Origin of the sequence: Microbacterium sp. (genome assembly GCF_035687345.1) — a bacterium.
Taxonomy (GTDB): Bacteria; Actinomycetota; Actinomycetes; order Actinomycetales; family Microbacteriaceae; genus Microbacterium.
In genome coordinates this window covers 1-4,378 of sequence record NZ_DASRXZ010000105.1, presented here as the reverse complement: position 1 = coordinate 4,378, position 4,378 = coordinate 1, and the positions used below count along the sequence as shown (strand labels likewise).

The 4,378-nt window shown below is 68.1% G+C and carries 5 protein-coding genes and 1 tRNA gene; 3 read left to right on the top strand and 3 right to left on the bottom strand.

The window, feature by feature from the left end:
* Together VFF97_RS11915 and VFF97_RS11910 are read right to left on the bottom strand one after the other, a co-directional pair.
* A partial coding sequence (locus VFF97_RS11915) for an IS3 family transposase (RefSeq protein ID WP_325033711.1) occupies window positions 1-729 on the bottom strand: 729 nt, incomplete at its 3' end.
* A 5-nt stretch (window positions 730-734) separates the two neighbouring features.
* Window positions 735-1,040 carry a transposase gene (locus tag VFF97_RS11910; RefSeq protein WP_325033710.1) on the bottom strand — a complete coding sequence of 102 codons (306 nt, stop codon included), beginning with the start codon at window positions 1,038-1,040 and terminating at the stop codon, window positions 735-737.
* 132 nt (window positions 1,041-1,172) lie between these two features.
* Between VFF97_RS11910 and VFF97_RS11905 the strand changes: the two genes are divergently transcribed.
* Window positions 1,173-2,132, top strand: coding sequence for a collagen-binding domain-containing protein (locus VFF97_RS11905; RefSeq protein ID WP_325033709.1), 960 nt, complete (start codon window positions 1,173-1,175; stop codon window positions 2,130-2,132).
* Window positions 2,133-2,207: 75 nt separating this feature from the next.
* Here VFF97_RS11905 and VFF97_RS11900 read toward each other — a convergent pair.
* Window positions 2,208-2,290, bottom strand: a tRNA-Leu gene (locus VFF97_RS11900).
* 39 nt (window positions 2,291-2,329) lie between these two features.
* On the opposite strand from VFF97_RS11900, the gene VFF97_RS11895 reads away from it, so the two are divergent.
* Window positions 2,330-2,944 (top strand): ANTAR domain-containing response regulator, encoded by a 615-nt coding sequence (locus tag VFF97_RS11895; protein ID WP_325033708.1) that lies wholly within the window; start codon window positions 2,330-2,332, stop codon window positions 2,942-2,944.
* A gap of 52 nt (window positions 2,945-2,996) precedes the next feature.
* Window positions 2,997-4,378, top strand: a 1,382-nt coding sequence (locus VFF97_RS11890; RefSeq protein WP_325033707.1) for a 5'-3' exonuclease H3TH domain-containing protein, incomplete at its 3' end; no start/stop codon positions are given.

Below are 4,378 nucleotides of genomic sequence, written 5' to 3'. Positions count from 1 at the left end.
CTTGTAGAGGTTGTTCACCGCTTCCGCCATCGCGTTGTCGAACGAGTCGCCGACGGTCCCGGTGGAGGGCACGGCGCCGAGTTCGAGGATCCGCTCGGTGTAGACCATTGCGGTGTAGTTCGAGCCGTGGTCGGCGTGATGGATGAGCCCGTCGAGCCGACCGCCGGCATTCCAAGCGGCCATGTCCAGCGCCTGCATGGGCAGGATCTCGGATCGCAGTGTCGCGGCGACGTTCCACCCAACGATGCGACGGGAGTAGACGTCGGTGACGAACGCGACGTAGGCGAACCCGGACCACGTCGCGACGTAGGTCACGTCACACACCCAGAGGTGCCTGGGCGCGGGCGCGGTGAAGCGGCGATTGACGAGATCGCTCGGTAGTGCCCCGGCCTTGTCGGAGCGTGTGGTGAACACCCGCTTCGACTTCTTCACGCCCCGCACCCCGGCCAGACGCATGAGGCGTTCGGTCTGGTCGCGGCCGATCTCCCAGCCTTGCCGGCGCATCAGCGCGTGCATCTTCCGGCGCCCGTAAACGCCGTAGTTCTCCGCATGCAACCGGGCGACCTCCGGCACCAGCAACTCATCCTTCAACTGCCGGGCCGACGGCGCACGGCCGACGGCGGCACGGTAGCCGCGGGAGGTGAGGAACCCTTGAACTGCCGGTCGGAGGACACGGCAGATGAGCTCGACCCCGAAACGATCCCGATGTTCGTTGATGAACCGGATCATCTCGGTCAGGGGCGGTCGAGCTCCTTCGCGAAAAACACACTCGCAGCCTTGAGGATCTCGTTGGCTTTGCGCAGCTCGGCGTTCTCCTTCTGCAGCCGCTTGATCTCCGCCGCCGCATCCGTCGTGAGCCCGGGCTTCACTCCGGCGTCGACCTCATACCGGCGTTGCCACAGTCGCAGCGTCTCCGGGCTCATGCCGAGCAGACCAGCCACATGCCGCACCGCGCTCATCATCGTCGGGTGCTCCGGCCGCGCCTCCGCGAGCATCCGCAACGCACGCTCACGCATCTCCGGCGAGTACTTCCTGTTCATCGAGTTCCATCCTTGCTTGAAGAACGGAACGAAAGTCAGGCCGATTCACTTAGCCTCTCGCAGAGGGGTGGCGGCACGGGGCCGGCGCAGGGCGGCGACTTCGCACGCCTCACCAACGCGAGCGGCGGCGTCATGGATCTGAGGATCGTGCCCTTCGCCTCCGCTGAACTGACGGACTTCCAGACGTCGAAGCCGGCCGTCGCGGACTACTTCGGCGATGTCGATGCCCACGTGGCATCCGTCGAGTCCTACCTCACGTCGCTGTACGACCCGTCATCCGATCTCGCGCGACAGGTCACGGTTGCGGACCAGGGCGGACTCGCGTTCGTCGAGGGCTTCACCACCGACCGCCCCAACGTCATCGACTACGCGGACGTCGCGGGCAAGACGGTCAAGCTCGATCGCGCCGGCGGCTACGCGCCGACCGCGCAGGCTCCGCTCATCGTGCGCGTGCCCGCCGGAACGATGGAGATCGGCCAGCTTCGGTTCGAAGGATGGTCGTCGCAGGCCGGCGTGCAGCAGAGCTACGCGCGCTACATCATGCTCGACCTGTCCGACCTGACCGGCTCGGTCCGCATCAACGGTCTCGAGATGGGATCGATCTGGGCGCCGGATGCCGACCTCGAGTTCTCGTCGGACGTGACGACGAACGGCCAGTGGTTCGCGCGTTCGGTGACCACGAACGGTGCCGGTGAGATCCACCACCACACCTTCCTCGGCGAGCTGCCGTGCGGCGACGTGACCGACCCGGCGGAGCCGACCGACCCGGCGGAGCCGACCGACCCGGCCGAGCCCACCGACCCCGCGGAGCCGGAGCTGGAGATCGATCCCGAGGGTCCGGTCTATCCGCTCGGCCCGGTCGATCCGGCGGACCCGGTCGCTCCGATCGTGCCCGCCGAGCCGACCGATCCCGCGGCGCCCGCGGTCCCGGCCGACACCGCAAGCCCCGCGGTCGAGTCGTCGGCCCCGGTGGCGGCATTCCTCGCGACGACGGGCGGTCTGCCGATGATCGGCGCCATCGTCGGCGGCGCGGCGCTCATCGCTGCCGGCGTCGTGGCGGTGTGGCGAGTCCGTCGAGCGGCCCACGACTGAACAGGGGAGCGGGCGTCCCGCGCGGGCGCCCGCTCTCACCCAGCGCGTCAGCGGTGGCATCCGCGATCACAGAAGTGCCGGTGGTGGGAGTCGAACCCACACGCCCTTGCGGGCAACCGAGTTTGAGTCGGTCGCGTCTGCCATTCCGCCACACCGGCGCTCGCGCGCTTCGATTGACCATACCTTAGGATTCAAAGGTGACTGAGAACGAGCAGCCTGCAGCGTCCTCCGCCGCTCCGCGTCGAGTGGTCGTAGCCGAAGACGAGTCGCTCATCCGGCTCGACATCGTCGAGATCCTGCGCGACAACGGCTTCGATGTCGTAGGTGAGGCGGGCGACGGCGAGACCGCCGTCCAGCTCGCGACCGAGCTGCGTCCCGACCTCGTGATCATGGACGTCAAGATGCCGCAGCTCGACGGCATCAGCGCCGCTGAGAAGCTCAGCAAGAACCACATCGCGCCCGTCGTGCTGCTGACCGCGTTCAGCCAGAAGGAGCTCGTCGAGCGAGCGAGCGAGGCCGGCGCGCTGGCCTACGTCGTGAAGCCCTTCACGCCCAACGACCTGCTGCCCGCGATCGAGATCGCGCTGGCACGTCACGAGCAGATCATCACGCTCGAGGCCGAGGTCGCCGACATGGTCGAGCGCTTCGAGACCCGCAAGCTCGTCGACCGCGCGAAGGGCCTTCTCAACGAGAAGATGGGCCTCACCGAGCCCGAGGCGTTCCGCTGGATCCAGAAGGCGTCGATGGACCGCCGCCTGACGATGCAGGACGTCGCGAAGGCCATCATCGAGCAGCTCGCGCCCAAGAAGTGAGGCACCCCGCGCAGGCGGATTCGGTGTCGACGGCCCTGGCTAGGCTTGCAGGGTGACGGACTCCGAAAAGCCCACTCTCCTGGTCGTCGACGGGCACTCGCTCGCGTATCGCGCGTTCTACGCGCTCCCCGTCGAGAACTTCTCGACGAAGGACGGCCAGCACACGAACGGCATCTACGGCTTCCTCGCGATGCTGATCAACCTGATCAAGGCCGAGAAGCCGACGCATATGGCCGTGGCCTTCGACACGTCGCGTCAGTCGTTCCGCACGCGCGAGTACCCGGAGTACAAGGCGAACCGCTCCGAGACGCCCGCTGAGTTCCGTGGCCAGATCCCGCTTCTGCAGGACTGCCTCGCGGCGATGAACATCCCGGTGCTCCAGCTCGAAGACATCGAGGCCGACGACATCCTCGCGACGCTCGCGACCCAGGGCGAGCAGGAGGGGTATCGCGTGCTCGTCTGCTCGGGCGACCGCGACACGATCCAGCTCGTCGACGACGACATCACGCTCCTGTACCCGAACGTGCAGGGCGTCTCGCAACTCAAGCGCTACGACACGCAGGCGGTCATCGAGAAGTACGGCCTGCCGCCCCAGAACTACCCCGACATCGCGGCTCTCGTCGGCGAGACGAGCGACAACCTGCCGGGCGTGCCGAAGGTCGGCGAGAAGACCGCCGTGAAGTGGCTCACGCAGTACGGGTCGCTCGACGAGCTGCTCGCGAACGCCGACAAGGTCACCGGCGTCGTCGGGAACAACCTGCGCGAGCACCTCGAAGACGTGAAGCGCAACCGCGCTCTCAACCGTCTTCTGCGCGACGTCGAGCTGCCGGTCGGTCCGGCCGACCTCGCGGTCAAGCCGATCGACGCGCAGGCGGTGCGCGACATCTTCTCGCGGCTGGAGTTCCGCACGCTGCTCCCGCGCGTCTTCGAGGCGGCGGGGCTCGACGGCGCGGCCGGAACGACGCAGTCGACGGCCGAGGTGCCGCCGATGCCGAAGGCCGCCGAGCCCTCGCCGACCGAGCTCGCCGATTGGCTCGCGGGCGCGAGCGGCGAGGTCGGTGTGACCCTCACGATCGAAGGCGGGCTCCCGCGGCGTGTCGGCTTCGCGACCCTCGAAGCGGCGGTCGAGACGACGTGGACGCCGGAGGTCGCCGAGACGATTGCGCCGTGGTTCGCGTCGGATGCGCCGAAGGTGTTCAGCGACGCGAAGCCCCAGTTGAAGGCTCTCCGTCGTGCCGGCGTCGCGGTCGGCGGACTCGCGTTCGACACGATCCTCGCCGGATGGCTCATCCGTCCGAGCTTCCCCGACAAGACGCTCTCCGACCTGGTCGACCGCTACCTGGGCGAGCGGCTGCCCGAGGCCGACCCGACGCAGCTCGTGCCCGAGACCGAGGGCGCCACGCCCGGCCAGGTCTCGTGGTTCACGCTGCGGGT